Below are 17,724 nucleotides of genomic sequence, written 5' to 3' on the forward strand. Positions count from 1 at the left end.
CGCGCCACCTGATGGATAACTTTTTACCAACAATGTATTCATCATTTTTTACTTACCCAAAAATGTTATGAGCCTATCGGCATAAATGCCCTCAAATGACCCACTCATATCCGCGAAGACCCAGTTTTTAATAACTAACTTTCCCGAATGCTACATAATGTCCGCTATGCGACGTTGAGGTTGAAGTTTTATTGAAGTTTTATTGAAGTTTTATTGTTGATTATTTCCCTGAAGCGCATATAAATGCGCCCATTATGACACCATGTAGAGTACGCTTTGCACCAAGCCCCACGGGGCACTTACACATCGGCGGCGCAAGAACGGCCCTTTATAACTGGCTTCTTGCCCGCAAAATGAATGGCACATTCATCTTGCGCGTCGAAGACACCGACACCGAACGTTCTACACACGAATACACGGCATCCATCATCGAAGGGATGAAATGGCTGGGACTCAACCACGACGAAGGCCCCTATTTTCAGATGCAGAGAATGGATGTTTATAAGGCCCACGTTGAAGACCTTATGAAACGCGGTCTTGCCTACAAGTGTTACTGCACGCAGGAAGAGCTGGAGGCAAAACGTCAGGCGGCGATGAAGGAAGGGAGAAAGCCCAAATACGACGGAAAATGCAGAGAGCTCTCCGCTATCCCCCAGACCCCAGACCCCAGACCCTTCTCAATAAGGTTCAAGGCTCCGGTCGAAGGGACCACCATCGTTCACGATATAGTAAAAGGCGATGTTTCTTTCGAAAATAAGGAGCTCGACGACCTCATCATCATGCGCAGTAGCGGCACACCTACCTACAATTTTACGGTAGTCGTCGATGATGTAGAGATGAAGATAACGCACGTCGTTCGAGGCGACGATCACCTGAACAACACACCGAGGCAGATGCTGATGTATCAGGCGTTCAATTACCCTGTACCTATGTTCGCCCACCTTCCCATGATATTAGGTGCGGACAAAAAACGCCTTTCAAAACGCTTTGCCGCAACGAGCGTCCTTGAATACAAGGCCCAAGGATACCTGCCGGACGCACTTCTTAACTACCTTGCCCGCCTCGGCTGGGCGCACGGAGACCAGGAAATATTCACGCTAAAAGAGATGATAGACGCTTTCGATCTTAAAGATGTCGGCAAAGCAGCGGCCGTATTCGATCCTGAAAAGCTCAAATGGGTCAACTCTCAGCATATGCTCAAATTCAGTGATGAAGAGGTCTTTGAGATGACTCTCCCTTTCATTGAAAAGCGCGGCCTGAAAGTGACCGACAGGTCCATGGGGATAAAGGCGGTCGCCTCCGAACGCGAACGAGGAAAGACGCTGGACGAACTTTCCGAGATATCCGCCTTCTACTTCCACGATGAGATTACCTATGATGAGAAATCCAAGGAGAAATGGTTAAACGATGATGGAAAAAAAACGCTTTCTTTGATCGCCGGCAGGCTTTCGCAGATCGTCGACTTTTCAGAACATGACATAAGCGAGGCGTTCAAAAAACTTATCGATGAGACCGGTAAAAAGATGCTAGACCTTGCCCAACCCTGCCGCGTGGCCCTTACCGGCACCACGGTATCACCAAGCATCTACATTATTATGGCGATATTGGGGAAAGATGTTGTGCTCAGACGCCTGAACAAAGCTTTTCAATAGATCTTTATCTTCTTCACATGCAGACCGTGCGAGGTATGGCTTACGTCGTAGCCTATGGGGATGCCTATCTTAATGTCGTCTTTTGATTTGGACCCGACAAAATCTATCTCGTTAAGATTAAAGTAGACCTGTTTGCCATTGCGATCGGTGATAAACCCGTAACCCTGATGGGGAAAAAATCTTACGATACGACCCTTTGGAAAAAGATCGTCGACTTCCACCATAGGCGGAAGCACAACGGGATCCATTTCTACGGGGATTTGATGTGCCGCCGGGTCTGCTGTCGCATCGGCATGTTCGGACGGCAGATCTGCGGACGGGCCCGCCACCTGCAGAGGATACGGAAGCGGAATTGTGTTTAGTTTCCAGATCTGTAACATACTTAGGCCAAGAATAATTTCATTTCATCTTCTAAGGAAGGGGCAACACCGCCTTTGACAGAAGAATCCCTTAAGTGGTTAACCTGTTCGTGATAAGTAGCCCGCGCCTTCTTGTGTATCACGCCCATTAAATATTTTTCCGTGGTGCTCACCGTTTTCCAGGCATTTACACCGTCCGCGGGATCGTAGCTCTCATCCAAATATCGCGTGTTCCCTTTTATATGCTGATATTCCTCATTCCCGCGGTAGGTAACACACGGTGAGAGTATGTTCACGCAAGAGAATCCTTTGTGCTTCATCGCTTCAACTATCATCTTTGTCAGATGAACAGGATCAACAGAACTTGTCTGAGCGATAAATGAACAGTTGTAGCCGAGCATGACATTTAGCGGCCTTATCGGCGTGGAGATGCTCCCGTAGGCCGTTGTTGATGTTTTTGTGCCCAGAGGCGTTGTCGGTGATGCCTGGCCTTTGGTAAGACCGTAAATATTATTATCCATCACAAGAAGCGTCATGTCTATGTTGCGCCTCACGACGTGTGCCATATGCCCTCCGCCGATGGCAAACATGTCGCCGTCGCCTCCCGCGACCACGACATTGATATCGGGCCTTGAGATCTTAAGCCCTGTGGCAATGGGAATGGCCCTGCCGTGTATTGAGTTGAATCCGTAGGTATTGAGATACCCCGGAAGTCTCGAGGAACAACCGATGCCTGTGATGACGGCGGTGTCTGCCGTTTCGTAGTTCATCTCCGCAAAAGCTTTGGCAAGAGACGTGAGAACCGCATAGTCGCCACAGCCGGGGCACCAGATAGGCTTTAACGAAGATACATATTTCTTGAACGATTGGGGATCGCGAACGGCTTCCGTCATAAACATGCCTCCTTAATCCTCTTCAATATATCGCCAACCTCAAAGAACATTGCACCGCTTGATTTCATATGAATAACGTCCCTCGGAAGATTGCATTTCCCAGCTAGATAATCCTTGAACTGGCCGGTGTAGTTCATCTCCACGATCATTATCTTTTCGCACGACGCTATGAACTCATTCACAAGGTCAGCCTGCAACGGATAGATAAGCTGCGGGACAAGGGCGGAAATACTCATACCACCTGCATTCCCCGCCTCTACAGCCTCCCGAACCACGCCTTTTGTGGACCCCCATGCAAGAATGCCGACCTTCGCTTTTTTGGGGCCGTATCTTCTAATGAACGAAAAGTCTTTCACCAGGGTCTCTAACTTTCGCGCACGTTTTGCACACATTCTTTCATGCGTATCGTGGCGGGCGGTCGGGCTTCCCGATTCTTCATGCTCGATACCGGAACAGGTGTATTCGCCGCCCTTAATTCCAGGATAGCTCATAGGAGAAACGCCGGTCTTTGTGTCTGCAAATCTCTTATAATCTCCCCTTGAGGGTGAACTTGGCGTCTCGCGTGAAACAATTCTGATATTACCGGTATCGAAACCGGAAACCGTCTCTTTTCTGTGTCCTATGAACTGGTCGGAAAGCACAATAACAGGCATCTGATATTTTTCGGCAATCCCGAACGCATGGATCCCGACATCGAAACAGTCCGCAACATCCGCCGGGGCAATGACGGCGTGAGGCGCATCGCCGTGCATGCCGCCTATCGCCTGCCATAGGTCTGATTGCTCAGATTTAGTGGGCAGACCGGTGGCAGGACCTCCGCGCTGCACGTTCACCACAACATATGGAAGTTCCGCAATGGTGCCAAGGCCTATCGCCTCTATCTTAAGCGAAACACCGGGGCCGGAAGTCGACGTCATCGCCTTCACCCCGCCGAACGCCGCTCCTGTTACCATGCATACCGCGGCTATCTCATCTTCCGCCTGAACCATTGTTCCGCCGAACTTCGGAAGTTCGCGCCCCATCCACTCCATGATTTCGCTGGCTGGAGTAATGGGATAGCTGGCAAGGAACTTGCAACCGGCAGCAAGAGCTCCGTATGCTAAAGCGTCGTTGCCAGTGGCAACATATTTGGGAGCGGACAGTTTATATTCAAACTGCAGCGACGCTTTTAAATTATTCTTGGCCGCATAGTTTATGCCTATATCTATCGCTCTAATATTGGATTCCAGTATCTCTTGCTTCTTCTTGCCAAACTTGCGGGTAATGGACTTCTTAAGACCGTCCTTGGGAAGGTTCAATATCTCGGAGATAACTCCGAGAGAAATTATATTCTTCGCCTTGGGATTACCCGACTCTTTGACCAGCTCATCAAATGGAACTCTAAAGACCTCTTTGGGGTTGATGTCGTGCGCAAATGGAAGCTTGTCAGGCGTGTTCTTGGCGTCACAAACAACAACGACATCTTTCTTCACATCAAGCTCGCCTGGAAACTTTGCGTAATCATCCCAGTTAAAGGCGACAAGGACATCCAAGCGATCGCCCTGAGAATAGACCTCTTTTTCCGCTATTCTTATCTTGCATGAACTTTCGCCGCCCCTTATCTGGGGACCGAAGCTCTTCACCACCATGCAGTTGAGGCCTTCAAGAGCGGATGTAGTTGAAAGGATATCTCCAAAAGCAACAACACCGTCTCCGCCCGCGCCAACCATACCTATTACAATGTCATTGATTTTCATAGTGGGACGGAAATCTACCCCAATATACCCAACTTGCAAGAAAAAAATTAACGGAAATATTACCGGTTCCGCTGATATTTATTGGTCGACGAACGCCTGTTGGTCAGCCCCTCTTTCTTGGGCGCTTCCTTAAACACGATCTGTTCTCGAATCTCTTCGAACTTGCCATATTTTGCGTTATCGGGGATGTCGGCAAGGTTCTTGATTATGGTGGGCCTTATGAATATCATCAGATCCTTGTTCTGTTTATATTTGGCCCTTGATTTGAACAGCTCCCCCAGCAGAGGTATCTTTGAAAGCCCCGGTACCGCCTTGTTCATTTTGGAACCGGTAAGTCTGGCAAGGCCGCCTATAATGGTCGTCTCCCCATCCTTAACAACAACCGATGTGCTGGCGTTGCTATCGATAACAACCGGTATGCCATCGACCGTTCTTGTGAAATCAAGTTGAGATGTCTGGGTGACTATGGCAAGTTTGATATAATTATCCACCGATATCTGAGGAGTAACATTAAGTTCGATGCCAGTACGCACCTCCTGAAGTCCCTGCCCGCTTGAACCGGCCGACGTAGAGGTCCCGCCGGTGGTCCCGATATTAACATCGCCAACGGTCTTTATATACATCGTTTCGCCGCTTCTTATATTTGCGGGTACACCGTTGGAAGTCACTATTGTCGGCTCTGATATGATGTTCAGGTCGCCGTGCTGTTCCGCCGCCGTTATCTGCATATCTATGGTTGTTCCGCCGGCAAGGGACCCTATGATCAGGCCCAGCCCGCTGGTCGGCGTGGTAATACTCGGAGTCTGGGGCATCGGCAGATTTTGCATAAGCGTCCTTCCGGCATCGTTCGTACCTACGGCGGTGACTCCGCTCACACCGGTTCTGGTACCTGTCGACGTAACACCCCACTGAATGCCCAGGTTCCTTGAAAAATCGCGCGTAGCCTCCAATATCTTCGCCTCAATAAGCACCTGGGCATCTCTCACGTCGATGTCCTCAACGAACCGTCTCACGTTCTCGATATTTGCCGGCCTTTCCTTTACGACCAACGAGTTGGTTCTTTCATCCGCAAAAATAGAGCCCCTGGTCGTAAGCAGGGCCTTTATCTTTTCGGTAAGGTCCTTTGCCGAGGCATATTTCAACCGTATGGTCTCAGTCTTGAGGTCCTCTCCCGCAGTGGTGAACTGCGCATCCTTGCCAATGCGCCAAATGCCCCTTTCCACCGCATAGTCATAACCGTTCGCCTTAACGATGGAATTGATGGCATCCGGTATGGTGGCGGAATCAAAACGCGTGGTGACCGTGCCTGTGACGTCTTCGGGTATCATCATGTTGACCCCGGCTATTCCAGAAAGAAAACGAAGCGCCTCTTTGAGATTGGCGTTGTTGAAGGATATGGAGTAACGTGAGTTAAAGTCGTTTCTGTCGCTCCTGTCTATGGTGCCAGTGTCCTCCGCCCTCAGAGAAAGAGGCAGGAGGCAAGAAGCAAGAAACAGAAGGCATGAAACAAGAGGCAGGATGCGGGAGGCCAGAGGCTTGAGATAGACAAAAAACAATCTACACTTCCAGCTTCCGGCATCCAGCTTCCGGCATCGATCTATTAATATTTTGTCTCCCATGTTTGATCCCTCAATCCAACCTTAATATCTTCATCTGGTCAAGTTGACGCAGTACCACCCTGTCCTTCTCTATTACCTTAACCTTGAGTCCTGCCACATCATCGTCTTCTCTGACCGTAAAACCGCTTATAAGAGCATACGATGAATGAGGACTGTAAACTATCCCGTCAAGATGAAGATCCTCAACGACCATATCCTGGGGAGATGCGTTTTGCTTCATGAACGGATTTTCCGTGGCTCTTACGGGAGGAGTTGTCCTGTCCTGAAATCCTTTTGTGTTAAGATCGGAAAGCGATGCGGCATAGAGAGGGGCAACACTCAAAACGAACAAACCAAAGATCGAATATTTTATGATTCTCATATTTCCCTCATTTGCCCATCGGATTTGACGACGAAGACGCAGGCAAGACCTGAGCCGACGATTCGGCCGTCTGTGACGGCGCCTCTAAAGCATTGACCACATATATGCTGGCATCTATCTTTGCTTTGACAACATTAGGGGCCTTCTCGGATGTCGTCAGTTCTATGTTATCGGTCGTAACAAGCTTTCCGAACTTCTCCACATGACCGAGATAATTAAGCATCCCTGAATATTTGCCCTCAAGATTGATCTCTATCGGCACCGTACTGTAGTTGCCTTTATTGACCTCCGGCATGAAGTTCATACCGGACACGCTCACCCCGTTCAGAACATTGTTGGATGTCAGCATCCTAACGATGTCGGCAATGACCTGTTGCTCCGATTTTGACGACTCTTCCACCGCCTTTTCGAACATGGTTCCCGTCTTAAATGTTGCCTGCTGGTCCGCCTGTTGCGGCTGTAAGGTCGGTATCTTCAGCTTGGCGAACTGTCTCAGAGTATCAATCTGCATCGACTGGTTCTTTATCTCCACCCTCAAAAGCTTCGCCTGTTTGATCTTCGGTATGTAGAACCACCTCGCAAAGGCGACAACTATGAGCAGGAGAATGATAATGAAATATATCCTCTCTCTGGAACCTGCCTCCTGCTTTAGATCAAACTGTGAGTCGGTCTCCATAATATCACCACTCCGCCTTTGGGAACAATGTCTCCGAATTTATTATAAAAGAGTACCCGTCCGCACCTCTTTGAGATTTCACCAGGACCGTGTTCTGAAAATATTCCGACTCCTCAAGCGAGTTCACGAGCTGTGCTATCGACGCGTGACTTACGCTCTTACCCGACATCTCAAGTTTCCTCCGATCGGAGAGATCTCCGATATTACTGGACCGAATGTTATCGAACCATACCTGCTTTGGCATCCTCTTTGACATCTCGGAAAGGACGCTTGACCATGCCGGCATCTTCACAAAAAGGCTCGCAAGAGAGGTGACGGAACCGACGTTCTTTGTCTGCGCTATCTGCATTGCGGCCAAAGTCTTTTCTTTTTGTATAGTAAGCACCTGGATCTCTTTGTTAGTAGAGGCTATCTTCGACTTCAAATAGGTATTTCGAAGGACAAAGAGGCCGTTCGCAAGGAGGCAGATGACACATACAATGCCCGCAAAAATAAGCATATTGCGATAACTGATCGCATACGGGGTCTTCTCTATGAAATTTACCCTTTGTATCATCTGCTCATTCCCTAGGCAAAGCAAGCCCAACCGCAACTGCATATAACTGCGGGTTCGGGATCTTTCCTCCGACAATGCTGATATCTATTTTTTCGAACGGATCGAATATCTTGGCTGAAACACCCAAATTTTTGGAGATATGCTCGCAGATACCGGGGATCATGCTTCCCCCGCCCGCAAGATAAATGGCACCGACCTTATCCGTATGGAACTGAAGACAGAAGGCATCGATGGACCGCTGAACCTCGATCACCATCTGGCTCAGGAACTGCGAGACGGCGGTCGAAAACTTTTGCTCGACCTGTTCGCCGGGCTTTGAAATATAGGCCTTTATAAGGTCTATGGCGGCCTCATCATTTATGAGCATTTCCTTGGAGATCGACTTGATGAGCCAATTTACACCGGCATTAGCGATAGGCCTTGAAAAGAGGAGAAGACCGTTACCTAACACAACGAAATTTGCAAGGGTCCCGCCCATATCTATAATAACGCTGAACTTATCCTTCTCCCACCCGACACTGTGATCAAAAGCGGAAAGCAGGGCCGTTGCGTTCGGTTCTACAAAAACGGGCTTGAGACCTATCAGCTTTGTCACCTTTATCAATTTTTCGACCGCGTCGTTAGCGACGGCGAATGCCAGGACCGGTCTTTTATCACCGTTCACCTTCATATCACCGTAGCCGGAGTAATCGACGCTGAATTTTTCTATCGGACCATCCACATACTCCCTAAAGTTCCATCTTATGGCTATCTTCATGTCACCTTTAGGCATCTCTGGCAGGTCCATACGCCTTATCCTCAAGCTTTTGTCCTCGACGTTAAGGCTTACGTTATGACCGGAAAGCCCGTGTTCCTTAAGAAATGCCTTCGCCCTTTGTATGCAAATGGTATGTTCGGATAGAGGGTCCGTATCGATTAGACCGAACGATTCAAGTTTTGCCAACCCGTTGTCGTCCTTTATATAGACGACCTTAAGCGAAGCAGTACCAATGTCACAACCAAGCACGTTCTTCGGCTTCAGAAAGTTTTTAAAAAGTTCGTTCATTCGGACAGCCCCTCTATCCTTTCTTTGACCTTGGTGATCAGCGAATCGTCCTTGGTGTCAGTGAATTGAAGGAATGATTTATAGTTGGCAATGGCCTCCTTGAAGTTTCCTTCTCCGTCGTTTAGAACCCCGAGATTAAAATAGGCATCGGCATAGGTATTGTCTGCCACTATCGCCCGTTTAAGGTATATCACCGCCTCCAAAGGATCGCCCGACGACGTCTTCAGAACGCCTAAATTATTGAGACATTCGGGATAGTTTGGTTTCAACTGTATGGCCCTCTTGTAAAAGCTCTCGGCCTTGGCAAAATCGTTCTTCTTTTTGTAGATAAGTCCTATGTTGTTGTAGATGACAGGATCGTTCGGATTCTTCGTTTCAGCCTCTATGAACTTTGAAAGGGCTTCATCGTACTTCCCCTCACTGAAAAATATCTTTCCTTCTTCAAGCGCCTCATTGAGGGTCGACGGCGGCGGTAATGCCTGCAGTAGCGGAGATTGCATATCAGGAGGCGGGTGAACAGCCGGTTGCACAACGGTCGGAAGTCGATTTTGCGGAAAGGTAGAGCTATTGTAAATGAACCTCTTGTAGACCGTAAAGAGAAGCGCAAGAGCCACCACGATCAGAAGAACGATGACCCTTGGCGTCAATTGTTGTTTGATGCTTCCGAGCCTATCCCCGACAAATTGTTCAACCGGAGGCTCGGGAGCTTTCGGCCTGTCATTTCCTTCGGCCTTTTTTAAGGCTTTGTGTATAAGCGACATAATAGTCTGTTTACCTTTAGATTTTTTAGCGCACTAAGCCAACCGGTGCGGGGCGCTACCACTCCGATATCCTTTACGGCCCTTCTTATTATATCACCGGAAATGGTCGCGGTGTCTGCAACATAGGCCGCCATTAGGGCCCTGTCGCAGATTATATTTACAAGCCTTGGAAAACCCTTTGTACTCCGCCATATCGCCTTATAAGCAGTTGCATCGAAGAATATCTTATTAAGGCCGCCAGCGAGCGTCACTCTGTGATTTATATATCTCACCATCTCAACAAATTGCAGAGGAACGAGGTTCGCCCTTACCGTTATTCGCTGGTTAAGCTGTCTTAATTCATACGTCTCAAGCTTTTTTGTAAGTTCGGGCTGACCTACAAGGACTATCTGCAAAAGCTTTGCGCGGTCGGTCTCGATATTGGTGAGCATCCTGAGCATCTCTAAGGATTCAACGGAGAGGTTCTGCGCCTCGTCAATTATGACAACGGCGTTCTTACCGGTTGATGCAGAATCGAGAAGGAACTTATTGAGAGATTCTATCTGGCGTTGCGGCGATAGAACTCTGGTGGCGCATCCAAAGTCCTTGTTTATTGCCTGGAGCATCTCGGGAATGGAGAGCAACGGGTTCACAAGTAGCGCACTTTCGAATCCGTCGCCTAGTTTAGAAAGAAAGGTCCTTGCTATCGTGGTCTTGCCGGTACCGACTTCACCCGTCAGGACCGAAAAACCGAGCCTCTCTCTGACAGAGTATTCAAGGGCATCAAGCGCAGACTCGTATTGCTTCGTGAGAAAGAGATACTTTGAATCCGGCGTGATGCTAAAAGGCTTATCTTGTAGGCCAAAATATGTAAGATACATTATACGGCTACCCCCTGCTACCGAAAGTAGCATATTTCTTAATATAATCAAAGGATTTTAATTCTGATTGGGCGGCAGTATAACGAACTGTAAAGTCTTATATGACGTGTCGGTCAGATAGAGGGTTATAGTAAACTGCTTGTTGAGCATATTGTTCGTGAACTTTATCAGATTTATCTGATGTGCAACGCCCCCTGATATAGCATAATCGGGGATGTCTATTATCTCACCGGATGCCGCTCCTGACGGGCTATTGTATAACAAATTATTCTCTATCTTCACCTGCGTTACCTTTTCATTATTGTCCGGCGACCAGACGAACTGGAGCTTGTCGATACTTACGGCGTTGTTGCAGAGTTTCTTCAAGGTCAGGGCCTTCATGTCGGTCTTGTTGGGGCCGACAACGGTCACCTGATCGTTGTTCACGTTCAGGCAGTCTCCGGCGAGATTATTATAGGTGATCTGGTGAGTCTTGGTAACATCACCGCTTACCCCGGTAGCATAGACTATATGATTCGGGGCATCGATCGAGACCGAAAAAATTCCCCTGCCAAGGCCCTTGTTGCTAACAACCGGATAGCCTCCGTTATAGATCTCTCTCACCGCATATTCGAGCCCTGCCTGCACCTCGTAGAAAGCCTGCTCCTTTTCGATCTGAAGCCTGCGAACGCTATGTTCCGTGGAGGTCAAGGAAACAATTGCCGAACCAAAGATGGCAAGTATCAAAAGCGTGAAAACGGCCCCTATTATCGATACGCCTTTTTGCATAAGTTACCTGAAGTTCGTATACATGAAGTTCCTGGGAAAAACCTCGGTTCTTAAAGGTACATCCCCGTATCCGCCTATGGTCTGGATGGTCAACTCTATATTTATCCTTCTGACATCCCACGTGAAATTTGCCGGAGAACCGTCGGATTTATAATAATCAAAATCGAGCAGAGCAACCTGCCCTGCTAAAAAATCACTGCCGCGAAAGAGGTCAATGGTATTATACTGGGTTGCCCTTCGAAAACTAGTTGAACTGCCGTTGATATCCTTGAAACTGATGTTCGTATTACTTATAGACGTGATGTCTAAGGATTTCACCAGCAAAAGTTCGGAGACCATCCTGTCCATGCCGACACGTGCGTGTTCCAAAGCGTCCCGCCTGTTAGCAATAAGTGAATAGATCTCTATTCCCCTGACCAGGACCTGCGCCGAAACACCGGAAATAATAGCGACCACGATGATCGTCAGTAAAAGCTCTATCAATGTGAAACCTTTGTTCTTCATCTGGTAAAAAGTGTCGTCTCAATGATCCTCTGCGTGGAAGCAGTGCCCCACTTCACCGTGACGTCTACACGCTTAAAATTAGAATTGAGGAGCGTGGTCACAAGGTCGATCTTATCAACCTCATAAACGACAGTTTCCCTTACATACTTCCTTCCGCCTACGGAAACGTTTTCTGAAGCTGGATAGCGCGTTCCTGTGAGATAATCGTAACCCCGATATACCTTGTCAAAGGCCGCTATCTCAAGCCTTTCGCGAGCCAAAAAAGTGGCGGTAACGTTCATGTCGGCCTCCATTGAGCCGCGCGTAACGTTATCGAAAACAAACATCATGGCAACAAGGCCTACGGAAATGATGACTATGGTCAACACGACCTCTATGAGAGTAAAACCTTTTTTATTTCCTGCAAATGTCACAGCTGCACCCCGTGCCCTTCTGTATAAGGTCATTTATTACCGCTCCCGTCTGGTCAATAACGTAAACGTCTCTTCTTGCACCGCTTGTGGCTATAAGTCTAGCCCTCTGATCTGCGCCGATCGTCGGTCTTCCCACGGCATCAAATTTCACCTCATAGTTGGTGTCTATCTCAACCCCTGGGAAATGCACAAAATTTTCTACCAGCTGGCCCCCGGTAGTAGGGTCCGTTACCGGATTTCCATAGGAACCACGATAGACCTGATAAGTGCCGTTCTTTATGAACTTTACCCCGTGAACGACGCCCGTAGTCTGCGCCAACTGCTGGGCGTACCTGATATCCTGCTGGGCCTTTCTAGCTGCGGTGTCGATCCCTACGTTACTTAGATCTCCCGCAGATTCAATATAAAACACGACCATGATGCCCAAAAGAGATATCATCATGACCAACTCTATGAGCGTAAAACCTTCTCGCTTTTTTAAGATCATATTAACAGGTACCTACTGAGGGCTGAATGTCCCGTCGACCGGGTTGTAATTATAGGGCGCCTCTAAAAACCTGCTTGTTCTGTCATTGCGAGCCCCGAAGGGGCGAGGCAATCTCCCGCAAACACTTGATTTATGGAGATTGCTTCGGTCACTACGCTCCCTCGCAATGACACGCCAATGGGTTTTTAGAGGTGCCCTATAAATAAAGTGCCTGACACTGTTAATGTGAATCCCTTTTTCATGGCGCGACAATATCACAACTTAAATAAAAGTAAAAGAGGGAATTGAGCATTAGGCCCAACTCCCTCCCTAGACAACATTTGAACTACTTTTTACCAACTTTTGAACTACATTCCCATCACATTTAAACTACATTACGGAGCCGTAGTAGATGTGAACGTGCCATTCGAAGATGTATATGTGTAGACAAATGTACTGGTGCCGTCGGTAAAGCTATAAGTAGTAGCATCGCCTTTTGACCAGCTTCCGTCTGCAACACCCTGGGTAAGAACGGTCGTAAAGCATGGATTCGCCGATGAACATGCTGCGGCAGTGGCGGCATCGAGAGCTGCAGGATAGCTACCCGGAGGGCCGTTCGTAACGAGGTCGTTAGCTCTCTGGAGAGCAACGCCTGCACGGACCGCGCCTACTACGCCGTCACGTGATGCCTGTTCCGCCTGTGTCGAGATGTTGATAAAGCTCGGCAGGGCAGAGATCGCCAGGATACCCAAGATGGTTATCACCAGCACTAGCTCGATCAGTGTAAAACCTTTCTTCATATTAAATCCTCCTTGGGCCGTCGCCAAACGTTCGTGGCGGGCCTTTGTTTGTTGTTTCACCAGAATTCGTATCCGGCAGTTGAACTTCTCAACCAGCCGGTCTCGTCGTCATAATAATACTCTTTACCGAACGGGTCAACTACATTTCCATCTTTATTGATGGGAGCGTTCTCAATATAACGTTTTGTAACATCTTCGCCCGGAAACTTATAATAGCCCGTCGCTATCTCTTCCAAACTGTCGGGGTTCTTATTATTTATCAGCTTATAAAGGTTAATAGAGCTTCTAAGTATCTGTAGCTGGTAAAAAAGCGTGCGCTGTTTGCCGGATTTCATCTGGTAATAAACATTGGAACCTACCAGTGCGCTGACAACTATGATCAGCATTGCCACCATCACGCGCTCGAACCATTTTCTTTGAGGCTTCTCAAAACCCATATATTAACCCCCTACCACTTATCATACCCCTTTGTTGTGGAAATGACCCAGCCGTTCTTGCTGTCATACTTGTAGGGATTCCCGAAAGGGTCCACAAGCTGGCCCCCGGTGCTGATCGTGACCTTTTCAAGGTACGCCTTGCCCGTCTGCCCCGGCTCGAACGAATAGTTGAGCTTGGTCAGCGCTTCGAGAGTCGGCGGATTCGCCTTGTTCAGCGTCTTGTACATCGTCACTGCGGAACGAATGTTGTCAAGCTCTGAAATAAGGATCTTGCCTTTGTTGACCGAATCTCTCTTTGAATAGATGCCGAAAGCGACAACTATTGCCGCCACCAACACCACCGCGATGATCGCCCATTCGAACTTGGCGCGCGGCTTTTTTGTTTGGATTACCTGTTCATCCATAAGTATCCCTCCTTTTTGGGTTTATTTTCCCGACACTATACTTGACATGTTCCAAATTGGCAAGAAAATTGATAGCGCAAGGATGGTAACCATCGCGAAAATTCCTATTAAAAGAATAGGTTCTAAAAGAGTTGTAAGATTTTTTATGGTGTGCCCGATTTCAAGATCGTAATGCGTAGCCACGGCATTGAGCATCTCGTCAAGAGAACCTGTTCTTTCACCCACCGCCGTGGTTTCGATCATAACCGGCGAAAAAAACACGCCTCCTGCCATGGCATCGGACAATAGCGAACCCTTTTGTATCCTATCCTTTATCTTTCTCACCTCTAAAGCGAACGCAGCATTGTCAATGACGTTCGCAACGACCTCAAGTGACCTGGGCATGGGGAGGCCGCTCTTGTAGAGCGCTGAAAGTATATGGCCGAACCTTGCGTTGGCTATCTTTGTCGTGAGGGGCCCAAAGACCGGAACCTTGAATCTTAACCTGTCGATCTTCAATTTGCCGGCCTGAGTCTTATAATACCGCTTGTACATATATACTATGGCGGCAATTATCAAAATGACCACGTACCAGTAATTTCTTACAAAGTTAGATGTGCCGATAAGTATCTGCGTAGGTATTGGCAGATCGGCGCCATAATGGGCATAGAATTTGGAAAACTTCGGCACGACAAATGTCATCAGAACGGTAACTGCGCCGACAAGCACGAAGACGACTATCTTTGGATAAAGGGTGGCCGACTTTACGTTCCTTTTTATCTCGTCCTCTTTTTCCAGCAGGACAACGAGCTCCTGCAGGACCTGCTCCAATATACCGCCTTCTTCACCGGCGGCAAGCATTGAGACATACATTTCGTCGAAAACTTTTGGATGACGGGCGAACGCCTGAGAAAGGGATGCCCCTTCGGCGACGTCCTTTCTTGTCTTTTCCAGGGCGTTCTGCATTGCTCGGGAAGATATCTGTTTGGAAACCGCGGCAAGGATCGTGTCCATGCTTATGCCCGCCTTGAAGAGAGTGAAGAACTGGCGCGTAAATATCATTATTTCTTCCGTCTTAACGCGCTGGAAGATATCGCCGATATTTTCAATATTAATACCGCCCTTCTTTGCTTCTCTAACCGAGATCGGGATCATTCCTCCCGAAAAAAGGCTTTCGGAAAGATCTCTGGCCGACGTTGATTCGGCCTCGCCCGAAACAAGCTCGCCCTTTTTGTCCCTCACTTTATAGGAATATAGCGGCATAGGAACTATTTATTCTTCTTGAGTGACCCTTATGACTTCTTCTATCGTTGTGACCCCTGTCAGGACCTTAACAACGGCCTCTTCATTTATATCTCGGATCCCCATCGCCCTGACCTCTCTCCTCAGATCTTCTTCGGACGCCCTTTCGGTTATCATCTGTTTAAGTTTTTCGTTGAACGCAACAAGTTCAAATATACCGACACGGCCCTTGTATCCGCTCATCCTGCAGGCCTTGCACCCTTTGCCGCGGTATATCTTGATGTTCTTCTTGTCGAGCTTCAAGCCGCTCCCGGCATATTTCTTAAGATATTCCGCTTGGGCGTCCGTCGCCTCAACTTCCGCCCTGCACTCCTTACATATCTTTCTCACAAGTCTCTGCGAAAGGACTCCCAATATGGCCGAAGATATCAGGAACGGTTCTAGCCCAAGGTCGGCAAGCCTTGCAACGGCGCCTATCGCCGTGTTCGTGTGAAGCGTGGAGAAAACAAAGTGGCCGGTCATAGCGGAACGAAGCGCGATGTCTGCCGTCTCGCTGTCGCGTATCTCGCCGACCATTATGACATCGGGGTCCTGTCTTAATATCGAACGAAGGGCCGACGCAAAAGTAAGCCCCGCCTTAAGATTAACCTGCGCCTGGGAAACTCCCGCTATCTCGTTCTCTATCGGGTCTTCTATCGATATGATGTTTTTTTCCTGCGAATTTATCCTCTGGAGCGCGGCGTAGAGGGTCGTTGTCTTTCCGCTGCCGGTGGGGCCGGTGACAAGGAATATACCGTGAGGCCTTACTATAATGTCCATGAACCTTAACTTATCCTCTTCGGAAAATCCCAAGTCTTCAAGACCCAAGATGCCTTCTTTGGCCAGGAGCCTGACGACTACCTTTTCGCCGTACATTGAAGGATATGTGGAAAGCCTTAGATCGATACGATTGCCGAGGAACTTAAGATTGACGCGTCCGTCCTGCGGCACCCGGCGTTCCGCAATGTCCATGTTCCCCATTATCTTAAGCCTTGAAACGATGGGGAGAAGCATCTTCTTTGCAAGGACTATCCTCTCCTCCAAAAGACCGTCTATTCTGTACCGGACCCTGATCCTGTCGATCATCGGTTCGATGTGGATGTCGCTTGCGTGTTCGCGGTACGCCTTGGCGATGACGCCGTTCACTATGTTCACTATCTTTGTACCGGAGGCCAGCTCTTCCAGCTTTTCGGATGACTCAGCCTCATCCAGCATGTCCTGATCGACTATCTCCATCGATTCGTCCATGGCTGAAACAGAGGCGTCGGGCGAGTGGTAGTGTAGTTTTATCGCCCTTTCAATATCTTCTTTTGCCGCAAAAACGGGTTCCACATCGCACTTAACGGTGGACCTTATCTCGTCGAGCGCGAAAAGATACAGAGGATCGCCCATCGCTATTTGAAGCATGTCCCCCTTTTTGGAGACAGGCACAAAATGAAATTTCTGGGTAAGAATCAAGGGAACGAGCTTTATCGCATCCTGTTCAATATGCTTGTCGGTAAGCGTAACGAACTCTATCTTGAGATTATCTGCGATGAACTGCAGGAGCTGGGCCTCGGTAACGAACCCCTTCTTTATAAGGATATGACCGATATCGCCGCCCATGCTCTTTTGGGTCACCTGGGCAACGGCCAGTTGGTCGGCCGAGATAAAACCGGCACCTACAAGCGCAACGGGCAGATCTTCCAATATTTGATAACTTACGCTCCCCTCATCCATAAGTCTTTGTATGATACACCAAACATATACAACCGTCAAACTAGATGTGTGACAAATATGGACCTCGGCTCTTCATCATGACCCTGAAATACTCCCGTCGTTCGTTTCGCAAGGTTGTTTGATTGGGATGGGATTTGATTTTTGACAGTTCGTAATTCAATCTTGTCGCCAACCTGCACGTAAGTAGCCGGTGTTGGCGACCTTCGCAAAGCAGTGTTTCACGCCGCCTTAAACGTCATTCAGTGATCAATTGGGTTATTCAACCCCCGCGCACCAGCTCCTTACAGGCTGGCGCGGGAGATTATTACAAATAGTATTTTAAAAGTCCCATTGTCCACAACTATAACAATCCCGAATTCAACCATTAAGTGCAACGCTCTAAGTTATAAGCCTCACTTGGTGTCTTAAAGTTTAAGCATTTTCGAGGCCTGTTGT

Annotated in this window: 20 protein-coding genes; 1 reads left to right on the forward strand and 19 read right to left on the reverse strand. The window is 48.3% G+C overall.

What is annotated here, in order from left to right:
- Positions 1-254: 254 nt before the first annotated feature.
- Positions 255-1,652 carry a glutamate--tRNA ligase gene (locus COV46_02685; GenBank protein ID PIR17772.1) on the forward strand — a complete coding sequence of 466 codons (1,398 nt, stop codon included), beginning with the start codon at positions 255-257 and terminating at the stop codon, positions 1,650-1,652.
- Here the strand turns inward: COV46_02685 and COV46_02690 are convergent.
- The 19 genes from COV46_02690 to COV46_02780 form a co-directional block, all read right to left on the reverse strand.
- On the reverse strand, positions 1,646-2,032 hold the full coding sequence (locus tag COV46_02690) for a hypothetical protein (GenBank protein ID PIR17773.1): 387 nt from the start codon (positions 2,030-2,032) through the stop codon (positions 1,646-1,648). The genes COV46_02685 and COV46_02690 overlap by 7 nt on opposite strands.
- 2 nt (positions 2,033-2,034) lie before the next feature.
- Positions 2,035-2,910, reverse strand: a complete 876-nt coding sequence (locus tag COV46_02695) for a 2-oxoacid ferredoxin oxidoreductase (protein ID PIR17774.1) — start codon at positions 2,908-2,910, stop codon at positions 2,035-2,037.
- On the reverse strand, positions 2,901-4,640 hold the full coding sequence (locus tag COV46_02700) for a pyruvate ferredoxin oxidoreductase (protein ID PIR17775.1): 1,740 nt from the start codon (positions 4,638-4,640) through the stop codon (positions 2,901-2,903). The genes COV46_02695 and COV46_02700 overlap by 10 nt, the downstream gene beginning before the upstream one ends.
- Positions 4,641-4,699: 59 nt before the next feature.
- Entirely contained in the window at positions 4,700-6,259 is a 1,560-nt protein-coding gene (locus tag COV46_02705) for a hypothetical protein (GenBank protein ID PIR17776.1), read from the reverse strand.
- Between the two features lie 10 nt (positions 6,260-6,269).
- Entirely contained in the window at positions 6,270-6,620 is a 351-nt protein-coding gene (locus tag COV46_02710) for a hypothetical protein (protein PIR17777.1), read from the reverse strand.
- Between the two features lie 7 nt (positions 6,621-6,627).
- Positions 6,628-7,296, reverse strand: a complete 669-nt coding sequence (locus COV46_02715; GenBank protein ID PIR17778.1) for a hypothetical protein — start codon at positions 7,294-7,296, stop codon at positions 6,628-6,630.
- 4 nt (positions 7,297-7,300) lie between these two features.
- Positions 7,301-7,894: a hypothetical protein gene (locus COV46_02720; GenBank protein ID PIR17779.1), complete on the reverse strand. Its 594-nt coding sequence runs from the start codon at positions 7,892-7,894 to the stop codon at positions 7,301-7,303.
- Complete coding sequence (locus COV46_02725) at positions 7,857-8,897, reverse strand: hypothetical protein (GenBank protein PIR17780.1); 1,041 nt, start codon at positions 8,895-8,897, stop codon at positions 7,857-7,859. The genes COV46_02720 and COV46_02725 overlap by 38 nt, the downstream gene beginning before the upstream one ends.
- A complete protein-coding gene (locus COV46_02730; protein PIR17781.1) occupies positions 8,894-9,658 on the reverse strand; it encodes a hypothetical protein in 765 nt (254 codons plus the stop codon). Before COV46_02730 ends, COV46_02725 begins: the two co-directional genes overlap by 4 nt.
- Complete coding sequence (locus tag COV46_02735; GenBank protein ID PIR17782.1) at positions 9,634-10,551, reverse strand: ATPase; 918 nt, start codon at positions 10,549-10,551, stop codon at positions 9,634-9,636. The genes COV46_02730 and COV46_02735 overlap by 25 nt, the downstream gene beginning before the upstream one ends.
- Positions 10,552-10,575: 24 nt before the next feature.
- Positions 10,576-11,286: a hypothetical protein gene (locus tag COV46_02740; protein PIR17783.1), complete on the reverse strand. Its 711-nt coding sequence runs from the start codon at positions 11,284-11,286 to the stop codon at positions 10,576-10,578.
- A gap of 3 nt (positions 11,287-11,289) precedes the next feature.
- Entirely contained in the window at positions 11,290-11,790 is a 501-nt protein-coding gene (locus tag COV46_02745; GenBank protein ID PIR17784.1) for a hypothetical protein, read from the reverse strand.
- Positions 11,787-12,236 (reverse strand): hypothetical protein, encoded by a 450-nt coding sequence (locus COV46_02750; GenBank protein PIR17785.1) that lies wholly within the window; start codon positions 12,234-12,236, stop codon positions 11,787-11,789. Before COV46_02750 ends, COV46_02745 begins: the two co-directional genes overlap by 4 nt.
- On the reverse strand, positions 12,184-12,690 hold the full coding sequence (locus COV46_02755; protein PIR17786.1) for a hypothetical protein: 507 nt from the start codon (positions 12,688-12,690) through the stop codon (positions 12,184-12,186). Before COV46_02755 ends, COV46_02750 begins: the two co-directional genes overlap by 53 nt.
- Before the next feature lie 374 nt (positions 12,691-13,064).
- Positions 13,065-13,469 (reverse strand): hypothetical protein, encoded by a 405-nt coding sequence (locus tag COV46_02760; GenBank protein ID PIR17787.1) that lies wholly within the window; start codon positions 13,467-13,469, stop codon positions 13,065-13,067.
- Between the two features lie 56 nt (positions 13,470-13,525).
- Positions 13,526-13,906: a hypothetical protein gene (locus COV46_02765; protein PIR17788.1), complete on the reverse strand. Its 381-nt coding sequence runs from the start codon at positions 13,904-13,906 to the stop codon at positions 13,526-13,528.
- Positions 13,907-13,917: 11 nt separating this feature from the next.
- Positions 13,918-14,310, reverse strand: coding sequence for a hypothetical protein (locus COV46_02770; GenBank protein ID PIR17789.1), 393 nt, complete (start codon positions 14,308-14,310; stop codon positions 13,918-13,920).
- A gap of 21 nt (positions 14,311-14,331) precedes the next feature.
- On the reverse strand, positions 14,332-15,552 hold the full coding sequence (locus COV46_02775; protein ID PIR17790.1) for a general secretion pathway protein GspF: 1,221 nt from the start codon (positions 15,550-15,552) through the stop codon (positions 14,332-14,334).
- Between the two features lie 9 nt (positions 15,553-15,561).
- Positions 15,562-17,289, reverse strand: a complete 1,728-nt coding sequence (locus tag COV46_02780; GenBank protein ID PIR17791.1) for a type II secretion system protein GspE — start codon at positions 17,287-17,289, stop codon at positions 15,562-15,564.
- Between the last annotated feature and the right edge of the window lie 435 nt (positions 17,290-17,724).

This window comes from Deltaproteobacteria bacterium CG11_big_fil_rev_8_21_14_0_20_49_13, assembly GCA_002796305.1.
Classification (GTDB): Bacteria; UBA10199; UBA10199.

What these genes read in the sequence shown, in the direction of transcription:
- COV46_02685 (PIR17772.1), top strand. Translation starts at nt 255, where the DNA reads ATGACACCATGTAGAGTACGCTTTGCACCAAGCCCCACGGGGCACTTA.
- COV46_02690 (PIR17773.1), bottom strand. Translation starts at nt 2,032, where the DNA reads ATGTTACAGATCTGGAAACTAAACACAATTCCGCTTCCGTATCCTCTG.
- COV46_02695 (PIR17774.1), bottom strand. Translation starts at nt 2,910, where the DNA reads ATGTTTATGACGGAAGCCGTTCGCGATCCCCAATCGTTCAAGAAATAT.
- COV46_02700 (PIR17775.1), bottom strand. Translation starts at nt 4,640, where the DNA reads ATGAAAATCAATGACATTGTAATAGGTATGGTTGGCGCGGGCGGAGAC.
- COV46_02705 (PIR17776.1), bottom strand. Translation starts at nt 6,259, where the DNA reads ATGGGAGACAAAATATTAATAGATCGATGCCGGAAGCTGGATGCCGGA.
- COV46_02710 (PIR17777.1), bottom strand. Translation starts at nt 6,620, where the DNA reads ATGAGAATCATAAAATATTCGATCTTTGGTTTGTTCGTTTTGAGTGTT.
- COV46_02715 (PIR17778.1), bottom strand. Translation starts at nt 7,296, where the DNA reads ATGGAGACCGACTCACAGTTTGATCTAAAGCAGGAGGCAGGTTCCAGA.
- COV46_02720 (PIR17779.1), bottom strand. Translation starts at nt 7,894, where the DNA reads ATGCAGTTGCGGTTGGGCTTGCTTTGCCTAGGGAATGAGCAGATGATA.
- COV46_02725 (PIR17780.1), bottom strand. Translation starts at nt 8,897, where the DNA reads ATGAACGAACTTTTTAAAAACTTTCTGAAGCCGAAGAACGTGCTTGGT.
- COV46_02730 (PIR17781.1), bottom strand. Translation starts at nt 9,658, where the DNA reads ATGTCGCTTATACACAAAGCCTTAAAAAAGGCCGAAGGAAATGACAGG.
- COV46_02735 (PIR17782.1), bottom strand. Translation starts at nt 10,551, where the DNA reads ATGCTACTTTCGGTAGCAGGGGGTAGCCGTATAATGTATCTTACATAT.
- COV46_02740 (PIR17783.1), bottom strand. Translation starts at nt 11,286, where the DNA reads ATGCAAAAAGGCGTATCGATAATAGGGGCCGTTTTCACGCTTTTGATA.
- COV46_02745 (PIR17784.1), bottom strand. Translation starts at nt 11,790, where the DNA reads ATGAAGAACAAAGGTTTCACATTGATAGAGCTTTTACTGACGATCATC.
- COV46_02750 (PIR17785.1), bottom strand. Translation starts at nt 12,236, where the DNA reads ATGACCTTATACAGAAGGGCACGGGGTGCAGCTGTGACATTTGCAGGA.
- COV46_02755 (PIR17786.1), bottom strand. Translation starts at nt 12,690, where the DNA reads ATGATCTTAAAAAAGCGAGAAGGTTTTACGCTCATAGAGTTGGTCATG.
- COV46_02760 (PIR17787.1), bottom strand. Translation starts at nt 13,469, where the DNA reads ATGAAGAAAGGTTTTACACTGATCGAGCTAGTGCTGGTGATAACCATC.
- COV46_02765 (PIR17788.1), bottom strand. Translation starts at nt 13,906, where the DNA reads ATGGGTTTTGAGAAGCCTCAAAGAAAATGGTTCGAGCGCGTGATGGTG.
- COV46_02770 (PIR17789.1), bottom strand. Translation starts at nt 14,310, where the DNA reads ATGGATGAACAGGTAATCCAAACAAAAAAGCCGCGCGCCAAGTTCGAA.
- COV46_02775 (PIR17790.1), bottom strand. Translation starts at nt 15,552, where the DNA reads ATGCCGCTATATTCCTATAAAGTGAGGGACAAAAAGGGCGAGCTTGTT.
- COV46_02780 (PIR17791.1), bottom strand. Translation starts at nt 17,289, where the DNA reads ATGGATGAGGGGAGCGTAAGTTATCAAATATTGGAAGATCTGCCCGTT.